Genomic DNA, 21,418 nt, shown 5'->3' on the forward strand with positions numbered 1-21,418 from the left:
TGGCAGAAGCTGATCGATACCACTTGGATCAACGACGGCGCCCGACAGGATATGCGCGCCAACTTCCCCGCCCTTTTCAAGAACGACGACTGAAAGCTCCGGATTGATTTGTTTAAACCGAATAGCCGCAGCAAGGCCTGCAGGGCCTGCGCCGACAATCACAACATCAAATTCCATGCTTTCGCGTTCGGGAAGCTCCTGGCTCGCGATTGCTGGGGCTTCAGACATTCTAGGCCTCCGTCTGGTGTAACTTCATCACCCACTAATGCAGCGGGCGTGAAGCATCCAATTGTTTTTACTCATGATCCTATCGCGAACGGCGATAATCCGCTTTTATACAGATAGGCTTCCCCATATTGGTCTTACCCTCTCGCAGAGTTAAAGACTGTCGTATATGCGTCCAATTGTCCAAAATCGCCGCAATACAAGCATTCATAATATTGACCTTAACGTAAACGTCAAATTTTAAACAGCCGCTTTAGTGATTATGGGCTATTGTGACGCAACGTAATTCTGCGCTTCCAAAAGCCAGCTCCATCTTCACGAGAGATGCTTTAATCCACTCTATGAACCGGAAATATGCGCTCTGCTCTTGCATTCAACACCAAAATTCGCCACCTCAGTTTATGAGGTGTAAAATATGATCGATGACCGGGAAACGCTGGATATGGAAGGCCTGCTCCGCTTTTACGCGGAAGCGGGTGTTGACATGCCGCTTTCCGATACGCCGATCGATCGATTTGCAGAAGCCCAGCGTCAGCCGGTGCGTTCAGCTCCCGCGCAGCAGGAAAACCGATCAACTTCGTCAGCGGAACGCCCGCGCGCGCAACAACAGCAGCCGCGTCAGGCAGCAACGCCCTCGCCGACCAGCCGTCCTGTTCAGGCTGCATCCGACGTTCCGGATAATGCCCAAATTGCACTAGCCCGCGAAGCCGCTTTGCAAGCCGCAACGCTTGATGAGCTGCGCGAAAAGCTTGCAGCCTTTGATGGCTGCAATCTGAAATTCACTGCAAAAAATCTCTGCTTTGCAGATGGCGATCCTTCGTCAGACATCATGTTCGTAGGCGAAGCGCCGGGGCGTGATGAGGACATGGAAGGCTTGCCATTCGTTGGCAAATCCGGCCAACTTCTCAACCGGATGATCGAGGCTATCGGCCTCAAGCGTGAAGGCGTCTACATCGCCAACACTATTCCTTGGCGTCCGCCGGGTAATCGTACGCCAACCCCCGTCGAAACAGAACTTTGCCGCCCGTTCATCGAACGGCAGATCGAACTTGCAGCCCCCAAAGTGCTTGTTGCGCTCGGCGGTCCAGCTGGCAAGGCTTTGACAGGTGCAACGGAAGGCATTTTGCGATTACGCGGCAATTGGAAAGTGCACCGCACGCCATCGGGTATTGAAATCCCGGTCATGCCAACGCTGCATCCGGCCTATCTCTTGCGCACGCCTGCACAGAAAAGGTTTGCCTGGCGCGATTTTCTTGCAGTGAAAATGAAGCTTGCGGAACTGGCTGAATAATCTTCCCAGATTGCACGTATCAGACAGCGAATTGTCACTAACATGCCGCAAACATACATTATTCCGCCGCTTGCACTATATCCGAACTCGACAAACGTTCTTTAAGCTTAGTGCATCGGGGAGGTTTTCATGGCCGGCCAGCTTCTGCCTATAGCTGCCTTGCTTGCAAGCACATTTCTAATGCTGCTTGCCGGTGGACTTGCAGGCATTCTCCTGCCAATCCGCGGAGGCGTTGAAGGCTGGTCAACAACCACAATTGGCTGGATGGGAACGACCTATGCGCTCGCTTTCACCATAGGCTGCATTGTTATTCCTCATCTGGTGCGGCGCGTCGGGCATGTGCGTGTATTCTCGGCACTACTCACGCTTCTATCAATCGCGTTGCTGCTTCATTCGCTCATTGTAAACCCTTATGCCTGGATGATCTTCCGCGGCATCGCAGGCTTCTCGCTTGCAGGCTCCTATATGATTATCGAGAGCTGGCTCAATGAACGCGTCACCAATGAAACGCGCGGCAAGATTTTCTCGATCTATATGATTATTACCATGCTTGGTCTCATGTGTGGCCAATACATCCTGCCATTTGGTGATGCGACGACCGTAACCCTATTCATCATCTGTGCGATCATTTATGCCAGCGCCCTGTTGCCAACCACACTTTCCAGCGCTCAGTCACCAAATCCGCTGACGCAAGCTTCGTTGGACCTAAAGGGGCTTTATAGACGCTCCCCCGCAGCAGCCGTCGGATCTTTCATCGCGGGCATAGTGACCGGCACATGGAGCTTCCTCGCCGCCATCTATGGTGAAATGAACGGCCTTTCGACCTTTGGCATCGCCACAATGCTGGCCTGCGCAATGATTGGCGGCGCTATCTTCCAATATCCACTCGGGCGCGCTTCCGATATTGTGGATCGCCGTTTCGTCATGGTTATCGCGGGCGCTATTGGCTTTGTGCTCTCAGCAATCATGCTGCTGGTTCATCCCACATCGCCCTATGCGCTCTACATCATGATGTTTCTGTTCGGCTCAGTGCTTTACTCGATCTACAGCCTTAACGTAGCCCACGCCAACGACTATGCCGACGCGAGTGAATTTGTGAAAATTTCTGGCGGCCTGCTTATCATCTATGGCACAGGAAGCATGGTCGGCCCGGCCCTATCCGGCCCACTCATGGATCTTATGGGGGCATCCGGCTTCTTTGTAACTATGGCACTCGCTTATGCAGTCTATGGTCTGCATGCTTTCTGGCGTATTCGCCGTTTCGAGCGACCAGCAGTCAGCGATCAAAAAACAGAATTCAAAATCTACACGCCAGACGGTCAGCCTACACCTGAAACAATGCAGCTCGATCCGCGCGCAGAAGGTTCACCGGGACAGGCTTAATCTACTGTGACTGTTGTGGCGTATTGGTTTTGTGAGGCGCAATCGCCAACTGATGCTCACGGTAGATGATATAGCCGCCAGCGCCCATAACGATCACGCTACCAATCAGCATTTCAAAAGTTGGAATATCCCCGAAGAATAGAAACCCAATACCGAGACCGAGCAGCATTGAGGTATATTCAAATGGTGCAATGGTACTCATCGGGGCATGCCGATAGCATTCGGTCAGCAGAATTTGCGCAATCCCGCCCGCAATACCCGCGCCAATCAGCATTGCAAGCTGAGGCCAGCTCGGAGCAACCCAGCCGAACGGCACACTAACTAGCGCAATAACACTTGCTGAAATCGAGAAATAGATAACGATTGTCGATGTGCGTTCGGTCTGCACAAGACGACGCACCAGCATCATGGCAAAGGCAGCCATCACGGCGCCGCCCAATGCCGCCAAGGCGCCCATGGCTTCATTATGTCCGACATTGCCTTCCGCAAACAGCGTCATGCGCGGCCAGATGATAATCATCACACCGAACAAGCCGATGACGACCGCACTCCAGCGATAGAGCCGGACCACTTCATGCAGAATGAGTGCGCCAAGAACAACAGCTATAAGCGGTGATGCGTAGTTGATTGCAATTGCTTCCGGCAAAGGCAGCTTGGTCAGTGCATAAAAGCTCAGAGACATCGCGCCAACTCCGACCATGCCGCGCCAGAAGTGGCTGAACCCATGGCGGGTTTGAAGAATGCCGGATAGCTGCCCGCGCAACGCAAAATAGACCAGGATGGCAAGGACTGCGAAAAAAGATCGGAAGAAGATTAACTGGCCAAGCGGGATACCATCTGCAGCCTTGAGCAAGGTCGACATGCCGACAAAAACAGCGACGGAAGCGACTTTGAGGCTAATGCCCAGCATTGGATTGTTTTGAAGCAGATCAGGCTCGGCAGTTTCGCCGATCTGAACATTTGCGGAGGCCGCGTCCGGGAGGGACTTCACAACGCAGTTCCTTAAACGGGGGATGCAGGAGCAAGGCGGGAAATTACAGTTATTGCGCTATCCATAGGCTTGTTCGCAACAAAGTGCCAGCCAAGCAAAGATCAGTAATTAAAAAATATTGAGCAACTTCGCTTTTCTTGTCGTTTGCTAAAAAGCCGGATACGACTCTCGTATCGAAGTGATCACAAAGAAGAGTTTCGCAATGCGTACTGAAACCGGCCAGACATTCCGCCTCGAAGATTATCGCCCGACACCTTACGCAATTCCTGAAACGAAACTCGATTTCACACTTGAGCCCGAGAAAACGATCGTTCGCGCCGAACTGACTATTGAGCGCCGCGCTGGAACGGCTGCTGATACACCACTTGTTCTGGATGGTGACGAGCTGAACTTCGTCAGCATCAGCCTGGATGGGAAGGCGCTCAATGATAACAGCTACTCAGTGACGCCGGATAAACTCGAAATCACTGACCTTCCCGACGCTGAGCGTTTCACTCTGGAAATCGTCACCGAAGTTAATCCCACTACAAACCGGCAGCTTTCCGGGCTTTACCGCTCAAGCGATGTCTATTGCACGCAATGCGAGGCAGAAGGTTTTCGGCGCATCACCTATTATTATGATCGTCCAGACGTTCTCTCAGTTTATACGGTTCGTATTGACGCGGAAAAGGCTGCTGCACCAATACTGCTCGCAAATGGCAATCCCGTTGAACACGGCGCTGTCGCCGGTAATGCCGACAGGCATTTTGCCGTCTGGCACGACCCACACCCCAAGCCTTCCTATTTGTTCGCCCTTGTTGCTGGCTCGCTTGATGTCGTGCAGGATCATTTCACGACACAATCAGGGCGCCCTGTCGACCTCGCCATCTATGTCGAGCATGGCAAAGAGTATCGCGCACTTTATGCGATGGATGCATTGAAACGTTCCATGCGTTGGGACGAAGAAAAATTCGGTCGCGAATATGACCTCGATGTCTTCAACATCGTTGCCGTCTCGGACTTCAATATGGGGGCTATGGAAAACAAGGGCCTCAATGTGTTTAACGACAAATATGTGCTGGCCGACCCCGAAACGGCAACGGATGTCGATTATGCTGGCATCGAAGCCGTGATCGCGCACGAATATTTCCATAACTGGACCGGCAATCGCATTACCTGCCGCGACTGGTTCCAGTTGTGCCTCAAGGAAGGCCTGACGGTCTATCGCGACCATGAATTTTCGGCCGACGAACGCTCGCGTCCGGTAAAGCGCATCGCAGAAGTGAAAATACTGAAAGCCCAGCAGTTCCCTGAAGATAGCGGCCCTCTTTCACATCCTGTACGCCCGCGTGAATATAGTGAGATCAACAACTTCTATACGGCGACCGTTTATGAAAAAGGTTCGGAAGTGGTGCGTATGATCCGAACGATCATCGGCTCCGAGCTGTTCCGCAAAGGTATGGATCTCTATTTTGAGCGCCATGATGGCGATGCTGCAACCATTGAAGACTTCATCAAAGTTTTTTCCGATGTCTCCGGCCAAGACTTCTCGCAATTTGCGCTCTGGTATGATCAGTCGGGCACACCAAAGGTTGAAGCGAGCTTCAGTTTTGATGCAGCAAAAGAAACTTACACCATCAGTTTCACGCAATCCCTCGCACCCACGCCCGGTCAGCCGGTAAAAAAACCGATGCATATTCCGATCGCCTTTGGCTTGTTGGGATCGGATGGCAAAGATATTCAACCTTCCTCTGTCGAAGGTGGAGATGTGCACGATGGCGTCATTCATCTGCATCGTGTTTCGGAAGCGATCACGTTCCATGGAATCAAGGAACGCCCAGTCCCCTCGCTGTTGCGTGGTTTTTCCGCCCCGATCAATCTGGTCTCACCGCTTAACTCGGAAGATCGGGCCTTCCTCGCTATCAATGACAGCGACCCGGTTGCCCGCTGGCAGGCTCTGACCGGCATCTTTACGCAAGCCTTGCTAGAAGGCGCCAAACGAGTGCGTGGCGGCTACTTGCCGGAGACCGATACTAAAATTATCGAACTTGCCGGACGTATTGCCTCGGATGAGAGCCTTGATGCCGCTTTCCGTGCACTATGTCTGACTTTGCCAAGCGAAAGCGACATTGCGCGTGAGATGGGCGAGAATGTTGATCCGGATGCAATCTTTGCAAGCCGCGACCATCTGATTGCTGCGATTGGTTCCGCCTATGCGAAAGACTTCGCAGCACTTTACACACGGCTGGAGCAGCAGGATGCATTCTCTCCTGATGCTGTATCAGCGGGCAAGCGTGCTTTAAGGAATGTGCTGCTTGATTACCTCAGCCGTCACGAGAATAGCCCGGCGCGTGCTGCACAGCAGTTTGCAGACGGCGATAACATGACCGAACGTGCAGCAGCCTTAAGCGTGCTGGTGCATCGCTTCGGCGATAGCCATGAAGCTCAGGGGGCGCTTGCGTCATTTGAAAGGCGCTTTGGTGACGATGGCTTGGTGATGGACAAATGGTTCATTGTGCAGGCAACCCGACCGGGCGACAAGGCACTTGAAGCCGTTCGAGCTTTGACGAAACACAAGCTGCTTTCGTTTGATAATCCGAACCGCGTACGCGCATTGATCGGCGCATTCTCGGCGAGCAATCCGACGGGCTTCAATCGCAAAGATGGCGCGGCTTACAACTTCTTTGCCGATATCATTCTGGCAATCGACCCAGAAAACCCGCAACTCGCAGCTCGCCTTCTCACAGCATTGCGGTCGTGGCGTTCGCTGGAAGATACCCGTCGTGAACATGCTCGCGCAGCCCTCGCCCGCATTGCAGGGACGCAGAAGCTGTCGACTGATCTTCGGGACATCGTCGACAGAACGCTTGCTTGATTCGCGAATCAGCTGATTGATTCTCTACTTCATCAAACTCGGCCTCTGAACAGGCTGGGTTTGGCCGTTGCGCAGATATTCAAGCAAAGCTGCATAAAACCTGAAAAGACTTCCGGCTTTCATGAGTCTTTTCAGGGTGTTAGATGGGCACGCTCTCAAACTGATTCCGCTTAACAGATTGAGATTCAACGGAAAATCCAAATTCACGAATGGTGTTTTTTACGTCTCGTTAACGAATTCACTGGACAGCACGAATCACTTTTGATTCATTGATGTTGTTCGGAGATGGCGTATTCCGAAACATTTTGAGTAGAGATTTCAGTTCACGCGGCAAAAGCAGTTCTGGGCGGACAGCGCTTTGAGCGCATCTTGGGAACTGTTACGGCAAATCAAAGAGGGGCCAATAGATGGCGAGCACCGACGCGTACGACGCGACGGCGGGGAAGCATCGCGACTCCGGACGGAAGCGAAAGAAAGGCAGGCTTTCTGGCCATGCCAAGCTTCTTGCAGGCCCTGCTTATGGCAAATTCGCAGCGGTTGAACCCGCGTTGCGCCGCCTTGTTCCGGCTCTCATCATCATATTCCTGATCATACTGGGTGTGGCTCGTGTTTTCTCGATGCTGTCATGGCGCGAAGACATTGAGCTTCAGCACAAAGCCGCCCTTTCCGCTGCAACGGCCAATCTGGCGCAGATGATTGAGCGTGCAGCCAATGGAACGCAGGCTGGCGCTCAGATGTCGCCAAAAGACCTCGATAATACAATTGCCGAATTTCGGTCGCGCGGACTGTCCTCCAGCGGCATGACCGTTGCTCTGGTCAATGATGACTCCGCTATCGTCACCGCTTCCGGCCCTGCAACGGACATCATCGGCAAACGGGCTGACGATGTGTTCAGCGACATCCAGCCACTTTTCATGTTTGCGGAGCGCGCAGGCGTTCTGACCATCGTCATGAACGGTGAAGCCGCTTACGGCACTGTATCCAAACCTATGACTGTGCCCTATGCGATTGTGGCCGCGGAACCGGAAAGTACAATCTTTGCCGAATGGAAGCGCGCAGTCTCCCTGAATGTGACGCTGTTTGCAGGCACGACAGGCGTGATGTTTGCCATCCTTTATGCCTATTTCAGTCAGGCAGCGCGCGCTCGCGAAGCTGACGACCTTTCCGGGCAGATTCAGCGCCGCATCGATATGGCGCTTGCGCGTGGCCGTGGTGGTCTATGGGATTGGGATATGGCACGCGGGCGCATCTACTGGTCGCGCTCTATGTATGAAATGCTGGGTTATGAAGCGCAGGATGCGGTTCTCGCCTTTGGCGACGTTTCAGCCATCATCAATCCTGAGGACGGCGATCTCTATTCAATTGCTGAACAGGCCGCGGCGGGCGATATTTCCCACGTCGATCGCGTATTCCGTATGCGCCATGCCGATGGTTCGTGGGTCTGGATGCGAGTTCGTGCGGAAATTGCCGCAGAGAATGACCTGCATCTGGTCGGCATTGCCTTTGACGTCAGCGAACAGCACCGTTTTGCGCAGCAAACGGCTGAAGCCGATATGCGCATCCGTGAGGCTATTGAAAACATTTCCGAGGCCTTCGTTTTGTGGGATGCCAATAATCGTCTGGTGATGGCAAATTCCAAGTTCAGTGAATATGCGGGACTTCCAGTCTGGACACTGAAGCCAGGCGTTCCGCGCAATGAAGTCGATGCCCATACACGTCCATTCAGCTTTGAGCGTCGCATGGCCAACGAGCATAACCGTGCAGGTGGTCAGACCTTCGAACGACAGCTGAGCGATGGACGCTGGTTGCAGGTCAACGAACGCCGCACGCAGGACGGCGGACTTGTTTCCATCGGCACCGACATTACGCAGATCAAGCAGCATCAGGAACGTCTGGTTGATAGCGAACGTCGCCTCATGGCAACCATTCACGATCTTTCGATAGCCCGTAAGGGTGAGCGCGACCGTGTTCGTGAACTGTCGGAACTGGCTCGTAAATACGGTCAGGAAAAGGAACGCGCGGAAGCTGCAAACCGCGCGAAGTCTGAATTCCTCGCCAACATGTCTCATGAGTTGCGCACGCCGCTCAACGCGATTATCGGTTTCTCCGAAATGATCCAAGCCGGCACTTTCGGGCCACTTGGTTCCGATCGCTATGAAGAATATATCAACGACATTCACACCAGCGGCAACTTCCTGCTCAACGTTATCAATGACATTCTGGATATGTCGAAGATCGAAGCTGGTCATTTCTCACTTGATCGCGAAGAGATAGACCTTTGCCCGCTGATCAATGAAACCGTACGCATGATCTCGCTGCAGGCAGACGAAAAGAACATCACAGTCGAGACGCGTATCGAAGAAGCGATGCAGCTCAATGCAGACCGTCGTGCGGTCAAACAGGTGCTGATCAATCTGCTTTCCAATGCGGTCAAGTTCACCTCGCATAACGGACACATCACTGTACGCGCTCGTAAAACCGGATCGGCTCTTTTCATGACCATTCAGGATACAGGCGTCGGCATTCCAAAGTCTGCCTTGCGGAAAATCGGCCAGCCGTTCGAGCAGGTGGAAAACCAGTTTACCAAGACGCATAGTGGCTCAGGTCTTGGCCTTGCAATTACGCGCTCACTTGCAGAACTGCATGGTGGCTGGCTGCGCATCCGCTCGACCGAGGGCATTGGCACTGTAGTTTCCGTCTGCATTCCAGACCGCAGACAGAAAGCCATCGTCAGTCATGAGGCAGAAATCCACGCAGCCTGATTGGCGCTAGAGCATTTCACGTTTCAATTTAACCCATGGAAATGCGCCATCTGTTTGCTTCGGGATGCGCTTAATAGCAAGGCGTGAAGATGCTGACGCATCACGCCTTGAAAAAGTTCAATCGCCACTCGGGCGTAACCAAAACTCCATGAGTCATACTCATGGAGTTTTGGTATAAGTTTATTTGATCAGCTCATCAAAACTGGCCCGAACACTTGTCGCCAGTTCCGCCAATTGATGTTCGACGCGCTTGATGTCCGGCAATTCGGCAGCGCGACAGAGAAGGTCGATCATCCCCGGAATGAACTCTTCCCGCGATGCGTCGCTACCAAGGCAGAGGCGAATTGTCTGGCTTAGATTGGTGTAGAAGCGATGCGCCTCCACCAGCATGTCGCTTGATGCTGGATCGGCAAAGGACGGGTCCAGTCCTGAAAGCACATCTTCGGTTCCAAGCGGTCTGGGCTCAGTGACCAGCTTGCCCGTCAGAACTGCAAATTGCGCGATAAATTCGAGATCGACAATGCCACCGGATTTTAACTTGAAATCCCAATCATCGCGCGGTGGCTTTTCCTGATAGATAAGATCGCGCATTTCGCGCACGTCTTTTGCGATCTTCGTTGTATCGCGTGGTGCTGAAAGCACCTCATCGATCTCGCCTTTGATGAAATCAATAAAATCAGCATCGCCATGGATCGGGCGAGCACGCGTCAGTGCCATATGCTCCCATGTCCACGCTTCACTACGCTGATATTTGCCAAAAGATTCAATGTGTGTAGCAACCGGCCCCTTATTACCGGAAGGACGCAGCCGCATATCAACTTCATAAAGCACGCCCTCGGCCGTCGGCGCAGACAGTGCAGCGATCAGACGCTGCGTAAGGCGAATGTAATACTGAGAAGGCGCAAGAGACTTCTCACCGTCGGTCTCATCGGTATCAACGTCATGATCGTAGAGAAGGATCAGATCGACATCAGAGCCAGCAGTCAGCTCGCGACTGCCAAGCTTTCCCATAGCAAGCAGCGCCACTTTAGCACCCGGAACCTTGCCATGTCGGCGTTGTAATTCCGTCTCCACGGCCTCGAATGCCTTGCCGATCATAAGCTCGGCGAGATCGGAGAAAGCACGCCCTGCCCGCACACCATCAATCGCGCCGGTCAAAAGCCGGATACCGATCAGGAAACGATGTTCGGCTGCGAAGATGCGCAGACGATCCAGCACCTCCTCATAATCACTGGCTGATCCGAGAAACGCACGGAGCCGCTCTTCCAGATAGTGACGCGTCGGCATTTCTGAGAAAATTGCCGGATCGAGCAGACCATCAAAGACATGCGGGTTACGGGTGATGACTTCAGCAAGACGAGGTGCCGCACTCATGATCATGACAATTAGATTAAGCAGACGCGGATTGGATTGCAGCAGGCTGAAAAGCTGGATACCCGACGGAAGCCCTTGCAAAAAGCTGTCAAAGCGCAGCAAGGATTCATCGGCTCGCTTGGTTTCGGCAAAGGCCTGTAAAAGTGCGGGTGTCAGTTCGGTCAGGCGTTCGCGCGCCTCGGCTGATTGCGTGGCGCGATAGCGTCCAAAGTGCCAGGTACGGATTACACGGCAAATATCGCTCGGCCGTTCAAAACCCATTGATGAGAGCGTTTCGAGCGTACCTGGATCATCAACATCACCGGTGAAGACGAGGTTGCCGCCGGTCGCTGTACCCAGTTCAGGGGCTTGCTCAAACAATGCCGCATATTGCTTTTCAACGACCTTGAGTGCAGCAAGAAAAACATCGGAAAACTCTGCTGGATCAGCATAGCCCATCATATGAGCGACGCGCGCAAAGCCTTCGTCGTCTTCCGGCAGAATATGCGTCTGCTCGTCGGCGATCATCTGGATACGATGCTCAACGTCGCGCAGGAAATAGTATTCCTTTGCAAGCGCATCGCGTGCCTTCTCGGTGATCCAGCCACGTTCAGCGAGCCGGGCAAGCATCGGCACGGTCTGGTTGCCGCGCAACTCAGGGAAACGCCCACCGGCAATCAATTGCTGCGTCTGCACGAAGAATTCGATTTCGCGAATACCGCCGCGCCCAAGCTTCACATTATGACCACGCACGGCAATATCGCCATGCCCCTTATGAGCGTGGATCTGTCGCTTGATCGAATGCACATCGGCAATCGCGGCATAGTCGAGATATTTGCGCCAGACGTAAGGGGCGAGCTCGGCCAGCACCTGCAGACCGGATTCACGATCACCGGCAACTGGTCGTGCCTTGATCATTGCAGCGCGTTCCCAATTCTGGCCACGACCTTCGTAATAGTGCAACGCTGCGCCCACCGGAATTGCAAGCGGCGTTGATCCCGGATCAGGACGCAAACGCAAATCAACACGGAAGACATAACCATCCGCAGTGCGGTCCTGAAGAATGCGGACAAGACGACGCGTCAACCGTGAGAACGTATCAACACATTCATAGGGATCGATGATTGATGGGCGTTCGGAATCAATGAAAACAATGAGATCGATGTCTGACGAGTAATTGAGCTCACGCGCACCGAATTTGCCCATGCCGAGCACAATCCAGCCGCTCTCTTTTTCAGGATTGGCTTGGTCAACCAGCTTGATCTTACCCGCGCGATCCGCATCGCGAAGCAGGAAGCGAATGGCTGCACCAGTGCAAGCTTCGGCCAGATCGGTGAGCCAGCCGGTTGTCGTTTCCGTATTGAAAACCTGCCCTAGATCGCAAAGCGCAATCAGCACATGGGCTTCGCGCTTCAATCGGCGTAGATCGGACATAAGCGAAGTTTCGCTCGCACCCTCTTCCGCGCCACTGGCCGATATTTCGCCCATGATGTCACTGAGTGCAGTCTCGGGTGTTTTTGCAATCAGACGCTGCAGAATACCAGGATGACGTGTCAGAGCTTCGCGAATGAAGGGGGAAAGATCTAGAACAGCAGCAAGAAATGCTTCCGCTTTGGGCTGATGCAACAGCGCATCGACGTCGGAAAGATTTTCTTCCTTGGACCGTTGGATGAGATCAGTAAAAAACGATTTTGCACGCCCACTATCAAGGGGTGTCAGCCCACAAAGGTTTCGGTCGAAAAACAGTGCCTTTGTGTCTTCAGCCGCCATGGTCCCCTCATTCATGCGAGTATTAAGATCAGCTGTCCTTCAACAACGGAAACTCGAGAACTGCACGCAGGCCCGGTCCATTGTCTTCCAGACGCAGAGCGCCACCGTGCAACTTCATAACTGCCTTGGCAAGACTTAAACCAAGACCCGATCCGGGCTGCGTACGGCTTTCCTCAAGACGCACAAAGCGTTCAGTTGCCTGCTCACGTTTATCTTCCGGGATGCCGGGGCCATTATCAGCCACCACAATGCGTACCCACTGCTGATCACGTTCCATGGAAAGCGTGACTGTTGCGGTGTTTTCACTATTCAGCGCATATTTAATGGCGTTATCGACGAGGTTGGAAACGGTCTGACCGACAAGCTCACGATTGATATGCAAAGGCACGTCAATCAGATCACCAAGAGTAAGCTTTACGCCAGCGTCTTCGGCAACCGGCTCATACATTTCCGACACATCGCTGACGATTGGCGCGACCGACATATTTTCCAGATTTTCCGAAGAATAGCCCGCTTCCAAGCGTGAGATCATCAGGATCGCATTAAAAGTACGGATTAGCTGATCGGATTCGCCGATGATGTCTTCCAGCGCTTCACGATATTCCGTTCCTGCTTTTTTGCCTGAGAGAGCTTCTTCCGCCCGATTGCGCAAGCGGGTGAGCGGCGTCTTGAGGTCGTGAGCAATATTATCGGATACCTGCTTCAAACCTTCGTTGAGCTCCAGAATTCGTCCAAGCATGACATTGAGGTTGCCAGAAAGACGATCAAACTCATCGCCGGAACCATTAACAGGCAACCGACCAGTCAGATCGCCATCCATAATGCGTTGCGAAGCACGCGAAACTTCATCAATACGCTTGAGTGCTCGACGGCCCACAAAGAACCAGATCAACAGCGCGCCGACACCCATAATGCCCAGCGCCAACATAAGCGATCGGCGTACCAGATCGCGGAACCGTTCCGGTTCACCAAGATCACGGCCAACCAGAAGACGCATGCCATTCGGAAGCGCGATCACCACGGCAATTGCGCGATGCTCGGTTTCTGTGCCCTGCTCACCATAGCGGCGATATTTGAAGGCGCGTTCAACGATGCCGTCAGTGTCCAGAACGCCCGGTTCAACGCCTTCTACGTTGCCAGATAGAATCCGCCCCGATGGATCAGCAACGAGATAGAGATAGGCGCCGGGTTGACGCGACCGATAATCAATCGTGCGTACGAGCTGCGGAATGCCGCCACGCGCATAGGCCTTACCAATGCTGGCAACTTCTTCACCCAGTGCTTCCTGCGTCTGGGAATTGATAATCGAAGCGGAAAGATTGGTCATGTAAAAGACCAATGCCACCGCACCAACAGCAAACAACAGCAGATAGAGTGTCGATAGTCGCGCAGCCGTCGTGCGCATGAGCGCAGAAAAGCGACCCATCATTCCACCTTGGCACTCGCTGATGAGCTTTTAGCGCGTCCAGCTTTCAACATGTAGCCGGCGCCACGCACTGTATGCAAAAGCGGGCCATCGAAGCCCTTCTCGATCTTGGAGCGCAGGCGCGAGATATGGACGTCGATCACGTTGGTCTGAGGATCAAAATGATAATCCCAAACATTTTCAAGCAGCATAGTACGTGTCACGACCTGACCTGCATGGCGCATCAGATATTCCAGCAGACGAAACTCACGCGGCTGAAGTGTGATGTCTACATCCTGTCGGCGCGCAGTGTGTGCGAGACGATCAAGCTCCAGATCGCCAACACGATAAATCGTGTCCGCTTCGCGAGGGCTTGAACGGCGCTGCAAAACTTCAACACGAGCCAGAAGCTCGGAAAATGCGTAAGGTTTGGTCAGATAATCGTCACCGCCTGCGCGAAGTCCTGTCACGCGATCATCCACTTCGCCAAGGGCCGAAAGGATAAGAACCGGCGTTTCCATGCCTTTCGCACGCAGCCCGGCGACCACAGAAAGGCCATCGCGCTTCGGCAACATCCGGTCAACGACCAGCACATCATAGCTACCGTTTTCAGCCAACGTATAACCAATCTCACCATCGCCAGCAATGTCGGCAGAATGGCCGGCCTCGATAAAGGCCTTCTCAAGATAGCGGGCCGCTTCGCGGTCGTCTTCAATAACGAGAATCTTCATGGCGCCACCCTAAAGCATGTCGGGGAAAAGTTGGAACGAGTTTCTTCCTTTGACGACACGCGTAAAAACAAAGTTCGATGTGGTAAATGGAGCAATGCCAGGCGGACTGACCGCCTGGCATCTGAATTTCAGACACTAATTGTCCAGACGATCATCATTATCCCTGATCGATAGGCAGCGCCACGAAGCGGCTCTGATCATTGCTCTGGAGCTGCAACAATACCGCCTTACGACCAGCCTTTGAAGCTTCGGTAATTGCCTTATTGATGTCTGCGGCGTTCTTCACCACCTGATTGTTGACGCTTACGATCACATCGCCGGAACGAATGCCGCGATCAGATGCATCGCTGTCAGGGTCAACATTTGTGACCACCACGCCATCACCTTCTTCAGAAGGGGTGACAGTCAGACCATACGAGTCGAGGGTTTCACCCTGCTCGGTATCGCCACCACCACCGGACTGGGTGTCAGCCTTTCCGAGATCCTGCGGCATGGCTGCAATGGTGATATCGACTTCTTCAGCCTTACCCTTGCGCCATACAGTCAGAGCAGCCTTTTCGCCCGGGATAATGTTCGCAACCTTGCGAGCAAGATCGCGTGGGTCCTGAACTGTCTCACCATTGACGGCAGTGATTACATCACCAGCCTTGATACCAGCCTTGGCAGCCGGACCATCGGCCTGAGGCGATGCAACAAGTGCGCCCTTTTCTTCTGCAAGGCCGAGCGACGCGGCAATGTCCTTGTTTACCGGCTGAATTTGTACGCCGATCCAACCGCGTTCAACTGAGCCCTTCTTGATCAGCTGATCGACAACTTGCTTGGCGGTCGATGCAGGAATTGCAAAGGCAATACCCACGCTGCCACCTGAAGGAGAGAAGATGGCGGTGTTGATGCCGATAACTTCACCGGAAAGGTCGAAGGCTGGACCGCCGGAGTTACCCTTGTTCACTGCAGCATCAATCTGAATAAAGTCGTCGTAAGGACCTGCACCGATGTCACGACCACGAGCAGAGACAATACCGGAGGTTACAGTACCGCCGAGACCGAAAGGATTACCGACTGCAACGACCCAATCACCGACGCGGATCTTGCTGTCATCGCCGAGTTTCACATAAGTGAACTTGCGCTTTGAATCGTCTATTTTCAGTACGGCGAGGTCAGTGCGTGGATCGGTGCCGATCAGCTTGGCATCGAGTTCTGTGCCGTCGTCGAGAACGACGCTATAGGCATCGCCATCTGAAACAACGTGGTTGTTTGTGACAAGGTAGCCATCCTCAGAGATGAAGAAGCCGGAACCCTGTGCGACAGGGCGCTCATGACCCGGGCGACCCTTTGGAGCTCTGCCAGGACGACGGCTATCAGGACGTGCATCGCCGCGCGGTTCCATACCAAAATCACGGAAGAAGCGCTTCAATGGATGGCCGTCTGGGAGCTGATCAAATCCGGGAGGTCCGGAGAACTGCGAACCGCTGTTTGCTGTTTCCTGAACATCTTTCTTGACACGAACACTGACGACTGCCGGACGAACCTTTTCGACCAGATCAGCAAAGCCAGCTTGCTGGGGCGGAGTGACACTTACGGCTTCCGCACGGGCATTGTTCATCACGCCCATCGGGCCGGTGGCAACGAAGGCACCAGCCAGCGCGGCTGACAGCGCTACTGCTGCAACACCCTTGCGGTACTTTGAAGTTATGATCTTCGACATCTGTCTCTCCTTACGAGCAGCAATCTCGGACCAGGAATTTCCACCAAGGCAAATCCGGTCCTGTAATCCTTTATAGAGCACAAGATAGTTCGAGCTACCTTACCGCTCAATTTCCGGAAAATGAAAGTTTTGTAAGGTTTGGGTTCAATTCAGGAGAAGAAAAAGATCTTATTTGTCATCAAGAAGCCGGGAAAGCTCGGCTTTTTCACGCTCAGACAAAGGCTTTTGGACCTCGACGACCGCATTTCGTCTGCGGAAAGCAATGAACAAAGCAATTCCACCAAACAGCAAAACAAGAACAGGGAAACCCCAAAGAAATGCTGTCTGGGCATTGAAACGAGGTTTCAGCAGAACAAATTCACCATATCGATCAACGACAAAATCCATGACCTGCTTGTCAGAATCGCCCGATGTCAGGCGTTCACGCACCAGAATACGAAGGTCACGCGCTAATTCAGCGTTGGAATCATCAATCGATTCGTTCTGACAGACCATGCACCGCAGCTCTGCCGAGATCTGCCGTGCCCGTTTTTCCAATTGCGGATCAGGCAATATCTCATCCGGGTTCACCGCAAGTGCGGCGGACCCGTAAAATGACAAAAGGACTGCCAGGAAAAGTGCTGTAAACCCTCTCGCAATCTTCATGCTGCAGCCTCAGCGGGCTTGGATGAAGATTTACGGGTCTTCGATGGAGCACCAACACGCAGGCGCCGATCGGCAAGCGAGAAGATTGCACCAATCATCATGACCAATGCGCCATACCAGATGAGCGTCACATGCGGTTTCCACCAGACGCGTACAACGATGGAGCCATTTCCAGGTTCATCGCCCAAAGCAACGTACACCTGACTAAACCAAAGTGTGCGAATGCCTGATTCCGTTGTTGGCATCTGTCGAGCCGGGAAGAACCTCTTCGACGGCTCAATCAGGCCCATGTCACGACCTGAGGAATCCAAAAGCGTGAAGCTGCCGCGATTTTCAGTGAAATTGGAGCCGGTGAGAGGACGTAATCCTTCAAAGCGCAACGAATATTCGGCAACTTTTGTTGTTTCGCCCGGCCGCATTAGCAAGACACTTTCAGTGCCGTAAGTCGTGACACTGACGATGCCGAGCAAGGTCACGCCGAGGCCTATATGTGCCAGCGCCGTTCCAAAGACGGAACGCGGCAGACCTTTGAAGCGAGAAAATGCTTTGCCTGCCGAAACCTTGCCGATACCTGCCTTCAGCCAAAGATCGGTCAGGCTTCCAAGGATCAGCCAAACGGCAAGACCAATACCCAGCGCGGCAAGTAAGGAATGGGCATTGCTACGCCAAACCACAATACCGACAGTGATCAGTGAGAGAGCGAAGGCAGTCATCAGCCTTTGTGCGACACCATACAAATCACCGCGTTTCCAAGCTAGCAACGGACCAAATGGGACTGCCAACAACAGCGGAATCATCAATGGTCCGAAGGTCATATTGAAGAAGGGAGCACCGACAGAGATCTTCTCTCCGGTCATCACTTCCAACAGCAGGGGATAGAGCGTCCCAATAAGGACGGTTGCAGCAGCAGTCGTGAGAAAGAGATTGTTGAAGACCAAAGCGCCTTCACGCGAAATCGGCTGGAACAACCCGCCTGAAGTCAGACTCTGAACACGAAGTGCAAAAAGCGACAGCGACCCACCGATGAAGATCGCGAGAATAGCAAGAATGAAGAGACCGCGCCCCGGATCAGTCGCGAAACTATGCACTGAAGTCAACACGCCGGAACGCACAAGGAAAGTACCAAGCAGTGACAGCGAAAAGGTCAAGATTGCTAACAACACGGTCCAGATTTTCAGCGCCGACCGTTTTTCCATGACGATTGCCGAATGCAGCAAAGCAGTCCCGACCAGCCATGGCATGAAGGACGCATTCTCAACCGGGTCCCAGAACCACCAGCCGCCCCAGCCGAGTTCGTAATAGGCCCAATATGAACCCATCGCGATACCACCGGTCAGAAACATCCAGGCGACCAGCGCCCAAGGGCGAACCCAGCGCGCCCAAGCCGCATCAAGACGGCCTTCGATCAGCGCTGCTACGGCAAAGGAAAAACAGACTGAAAATCCGACATAGCCGAGATAAAGCAACGGCGGATGAATCGCGAGACCAATATCCTGAAGGATCGGGTTTAGATCGCCACCTTCAATCGGCGCGGGGATAATACGCGTAAACGGATTGGACGTGAAAATGATGAAAGCGAGAAATGCGGTTCCGATCCAACCCTGAACACCAAGCACATTTGCGCGTAGCGTTTCTGGCAAGTTGCCTGAAAAGGCAGCAACCAACGCACTGAAGAAGCTAAGGATCAACACCCAGAGGAGCATCGAGCCTTCATGATTGCCCCAAACGCCGGTAATTTTATAGAGCATCGGCTTTTGCGAATGCGAATTCTCGACAACGTTCAGAACTGAGAAGTCAGAGACGACATAGGCGAAAGTCAGAACTGCGAAAGAAAAAGCAATAAGAGCAAAAACAGCCAGTGCAGTTGGCACGGCGACGCCCATCAGCTGCATGTCTCTGCGCTGTGCGCCAACAACAGGCGCGATTGACTGCACCACTGACAAAGCCAGTGCCAGAACAAGCGCGAAATGACCAATCTCGACATTCATAGGCTTTTTCCAGTTTCAATCTCAATTACTGGCTCGATTACTGGTCCAATATTCATCATTGGCCCTCCCACACGCCTTTCTTCTTCAGGCTGTCGGCGAGATCTTTCGGTACGTAGTTTTCATCGTGTTTGGCGAGAACATTGTCGGCGCGGAATACACCGTCAGAGCCAAAACGGCCTTCGGCAACCACGCCCTGACCTTCGCGGAACAGATCAGGCGCAATCCCTTCAAACACGACATTGACGGTTTTAATTGTGTCCGTGACGGTGAAATGAAGTTCGCTACCCTCACGAGTAACCGAGCCTTCTTCAACAAGACCACCAAGCCTGAACCGCGCACCCGATGTAATTTCCTGCTCTGTCAAATCAGCTGGCGTACGGAAAAAACGGATGTCCTGGCTAAAGGCCATAAGCATAAGACCGACAGCGATTGCGAGTACGACCAGCGCACCGCCGATCAGCATGAGGCGCTTGCGCTTCCTCTGACTGACAGTGCGGGCTAAGCTGCCTGCAGGTTTCGTGTTGCGTCCATTACCTTCTGCAGTCGCACTCATTGTGTTGCGCTCCCTGCTTCCAAACCTAGTCCTGCGGCAAAGCTTGTCAGCTCCGTCCGCTTTTCACCATCCAGCGCCGCAACTCCACGTTTGAGTGCATCGAGTGCTGCATCGCGGCGATTGAGGATCATATAGGAGCGCACGAGACGCTTCCAGCCATCGATATCCCCGCTGTTTTCGCGAAGACTTTCATCAAGACGTTGAACCATACCCTCAACCATCGCCTGACGATCTTCCGGGCTCATGGATGCTGCAGCGTCTACGTCGTCTGTCGTGGGTCCTTTGGCTGGCGCGGACGGTGCTAGCGATCCTCGAATGCGCGCAATTGTCTGCTCAACCTGAGCACGCCATGGCGCATCTTTCGGCGCCTTATCAAGGAAAGTCTGCAACCTTGTAATGGCGCTGTCGGCATTGCCGTCCTGCATTTCGCCCTGTGCAAGATAATATTGCGGGCGGATATCATTGGGTTCGAGCACAGCTGCTTTTTCAAACAGACCCTCTGCCTCTGCAGTGATTGGTCCACCTGAGACAGCAATCAAAGCTTCTCCGAGACCAAGAATACGAGTAAAATTTTCACCCTCAAGACGAATGGCCGAACGATATGCGTTCACTGAGTCGGCGCCTCGGCCGATACGCAAATAAATCGGCGCCAGAACATCCCAGCCGCGAGCATCATTGGGGTTTTGAGCCAAGTGTGATTCAGCGCGGGCAATAAGCTCATCAACCGAACTGTTCTGCGGGCTGTTAGCCAAGCGTGCAGCAAGTGGCATGGACGGCGTGTCGGGCGCGCCAAAAAGTGGATAGACACCCCAGGCGATAAGGGGGACAGCCAATACAGCTAAAAAAGCCAGCAACCGTCCTGAGCGAACCTTTTTCACCTCGGCAGCAGCGTCGGCGCTGCTCTTTTCAGCACCGAGTATACGACGGGAAATTTCGATACGTGCTTGCTCCGCGCTGGGAGCATCGATCATGCCGCGCGCAGCATCGGCCTCTACTTCGCGCAGCTGGTCTCGATAGACCTCTAGATCGTTTTTTTCAGGGGGCAAAAATTCTTGCTTGTTCCGCGTCAGCGGCAACAAAACAGTCAAAGTAGCTGCAAAAGTCAGCAGTGCGGCAGTCAACCAGAATTCCATGGCTGAGACTTAATCTCAGCGAAGGCAAAAACCAACTCGAAGGACGTGGAATTAGGCTGACTAGGGCAATTCGCCGCAAAGGCTTAATCAAAGGACGCGTATTTGTGCCCGCACATACGCATGGGATAAAATTTAGCGATGCATCCCATGCATGACTGTTTAAGCACCTTTGGCTTTATGTAAGCGGGGTCCAGCTGCCATCGGCATTCCGGCAAGCGGTGCCGCGGGAGGTTTGTGACGCATCGCCAATCGAGAATGTGTGGGTATATTGGCGGCAGTTCTGAGAACCCACCTGATAAGGCTGTGCTGCAGTCACATCGCCGGAAGTCGAACCACTACCACTCCATGAAACCGCTTTACCTGCCGGAGAATACTCAAGCGCGCGATATTCCGCTTCAAGTGCCTTCTTACGGTCGCCCGCTGTCAGCTGACCTGCTGAACTGCCAAGGAGTCCGTTGCCGAGCGACGCGAGCAGATCCGGACGTGTTTCTGCTTTCGAGGAAAGCCCACCAAGCGAAGTCAGCCCTGAGCCCTTGCCTCCGCCGGAAGTTCCGCAGGCAGAGAGAGCGAACGCCATAGAAGCGATCAAAAACGGAGCAGAAAACCTTGATACCATCGTCATAACAAAT

General features: G+C 53.3%; 15 protein-coding genes. 4 read left to right on the plus strand and 11 right to left on the minus strand.

Translation table 11 applies throughout. The features are described from left to right. Positions 1–228: FAD-binding protein (locus QSJ70_RS20095; protein WP_285539027.1), on the minus strand; the 228-nt coding region annotated here is incomplete at its 3' end. A 412-nt stretch (positions 229–640) separates the two neighbouring features. Between QSJ70_RS20095 and QSJ70_RS20100 the strand changes: the two genes are divergently transcribed. Next, positions 641–1,516 carry a uracil-DNA glycosylase gene (locus QSJ70_RS20100; RefSeq protein WP_194778754.1) on the plus strand — a complete coding sequence of 292 codons (876 nt, stop codon included), beginning with the start codon at positions 641–643 and terminating at the stop codon, positions 1,514–1,516. A gap of 129 nt (positions 1,517–1,645) precedes the next feature. Further along, positions 1,646–2,899, plus strand: coding sequence for an MFS transporter (locus QSJ70_RS20105; protein WP_285539030.1), 1,254 nt, complete (start codon positions 1,646–1,648; stop codon positions 2,897–2,899). A 1-nt stretch (position 2,900) separates the two neighbouring features. On the opposite strand, the gene QSJ70_RS20110 is transcribed toward QSJ70_RS20105, so the two are convergent. Continuing rightward, positions 2,901–3,809 carry a DMT family transporter gene (locus QSJ70_RS20110; protein ID WP_285539315.1) on the minus strand — a complete coding sequence of 303 codons (909 nt, stop codon included), beginning with the start codon at positions 3,807–3,809 and terminating at the stop codon, positions 2,901–2,903. A gap of 283 nt (positions 3,810–4,092) precedes the next feature. Here QSJ70_RS20110 and pepN point away from each other — a divergent pair, with 283 nt between their 5' ends. Together pepN and QSJ70_RS20120 are read left to right on the plus strand one after the other, a co-directional pair. Next, a complete protein-coding gene (pepN, locus tag QSJ70_RS20115) occupies positions 4,093–6,744 on the plus strand; it encodes an aminopeptidase N (RefSeq protein ID WP_285539032.1) in 2,652 nt (883 codons plus the stop codon). A gap of 407 nt (positions 6,745–7,151) precedes the next feature. Next, on the plus strand, positions 7,152–9,506 hold the full coding sequence (locus tag QSJ70_RS20120) for a PAS domain-containing sensor histidine kinase (RefSeq protein ID WP_285539033.1): 2,355 nt from the start codon (positions 7,152–7,154) through the stop codon (positions 9,504–9,506). A gap of 180 nt (positions 9,507–9,686) precedes the next feature. On the opposite strand, the gene QSJ70_RS20125 is transcribed toward QSJ70_RS20120, so the two are convergent. The 9 genes from QSJ70_RS20125 to QSJ70_RS20165 form a co-directional block, all read right to left on the minus strand. Then, positions 9,687–12,629 carry a bifunctional [glutamine synthetase] adenylyltransferase/[glutamine synthetase]-adenylyl-L-tyrosine phosphorylase gene (locus QSJ70_RS20125; RefSeq protein ID WP_285539035.1) on the minus strand — a complete coding sequence of 981 codons (2,943 nt, stop codon included), beginning with the start codon at positions 12,627–12,629 and terminating at the stop codon, positions 9,687–9,689. A gap of 28 nt (positions 12,630–12,657) precedes the next feature. Beyond that, positions 12,658–14,058: a sensor histidine kinase gene (locus tag QSJ70_RS20130; RefSeq protein ID WP_285539037.1), complete on the minus strand. Its 1,401-nt coding sequence runs from the start codon at positions 14,056–14,058 to the stop codon at positions 12,658–12,660. Then, the gene (locus QSJ70_RS20135; RefSeq protein WP_007874215.1) at positions 14,055–14,765 is read right to left on the minus strand and encodes a response regulator transcription factor; all 711 of its coding nucleotides are present in this window, start codon (positions 14,763–14,765) and stop codon (positions 14,055–14,057) included. The genes QSJ70_RS20130 and QSJ70_RS20135 overlap by 4 nt, the downstream gene beginning before the upstream one ends. A 157-nt stretch (positions 14,766–14,922) precedes the next feature. Then, positions 14,923–16,470: a Do family serine endopeptidase gene (locus QSJ70_RS20140; RefSeq protein ID WP_064320354.1), complete on the minus strand. Its 1,548-nt coding sequence runs from the start codon at positions 16,468–16,470 to the stop codon at positions 14,923–14,925. 168 nt (positions 16,471–16,638) lie between these two features. After that, positions 16,639–17,115 carry a cytochrome c-type biogenesis protein gene (locus tag QSJ70_RS20145; protein WP_007874212.1) on the minus strand — a complete coding sequence of 159 codons (477 nt, stop codon included), beginning with the start codon at positions 17,113–17,115 and terminating at the stop codon, positions 16,639–16,641. After that, positions 17,112–19,103, minus strand: coding sequence for a heme lyase CcmF/NrfE family subunit (locus QSJ70_RS20150; protein WP_285539042.1), 1,992 nt, complete (start codon positions 19,101–19,103; stop codon positions 17,112–17,114). Before QSJ70_RS20150 ends, QSJ70_RS20145 begins: the two co-directional genes overlap by 4 nt. Before the next feature lie 55 nt (positions 19,104–19,158). After that, positions 19,159–19,656 (minus strand): cytochrome c maturation protein CcmE, encoded by a 498-nt coding sequence (ccmE, locus tag QSJ70_RS20155; RefSeq protein ID WP_285539075.1) that lies wholly within the window; start codon positions 19,654–19,656, stop codon positions 19,159–19,161. Beyond that, positions 19,653–20,789: a c-type cytochrome biogenesis protein CcmI gene (gene ccmI, locus QSJ70_RS20160; RefSeq protein ID WP_285539077.1), complete on the minus strand. Its 1,137-nt coding sequence runs from the start codon at positions 20,787–20,789 to the stop codon at positions 19,653–19,655. The genes ccmE and ccmI overlap by 4 nt, the downstream gene beginning before the upstream one ends. Before the next feature lie 175 nt (positions 20,790–20,964). Further along, entirely contained in the window at positions 20,965–21,411 is a 447-nt protein-coding gene (locus QSJ70_RS20165; RefSeq protein WP_039859602.1) for an RT0821/Lpp0805 family surface protein, read from the minus strand. Positions 21,412–21,418: the final 7 nt, after the last annotated feature.

This window comes from Brucella sp. NBRC 12950, from assembly GCF_030268145.1.
Lineage (GTDB): Bacteria > Pseudomonadota > Alphaproteobacteria > Rhizobiales > Rhizobiaceae > Brucella.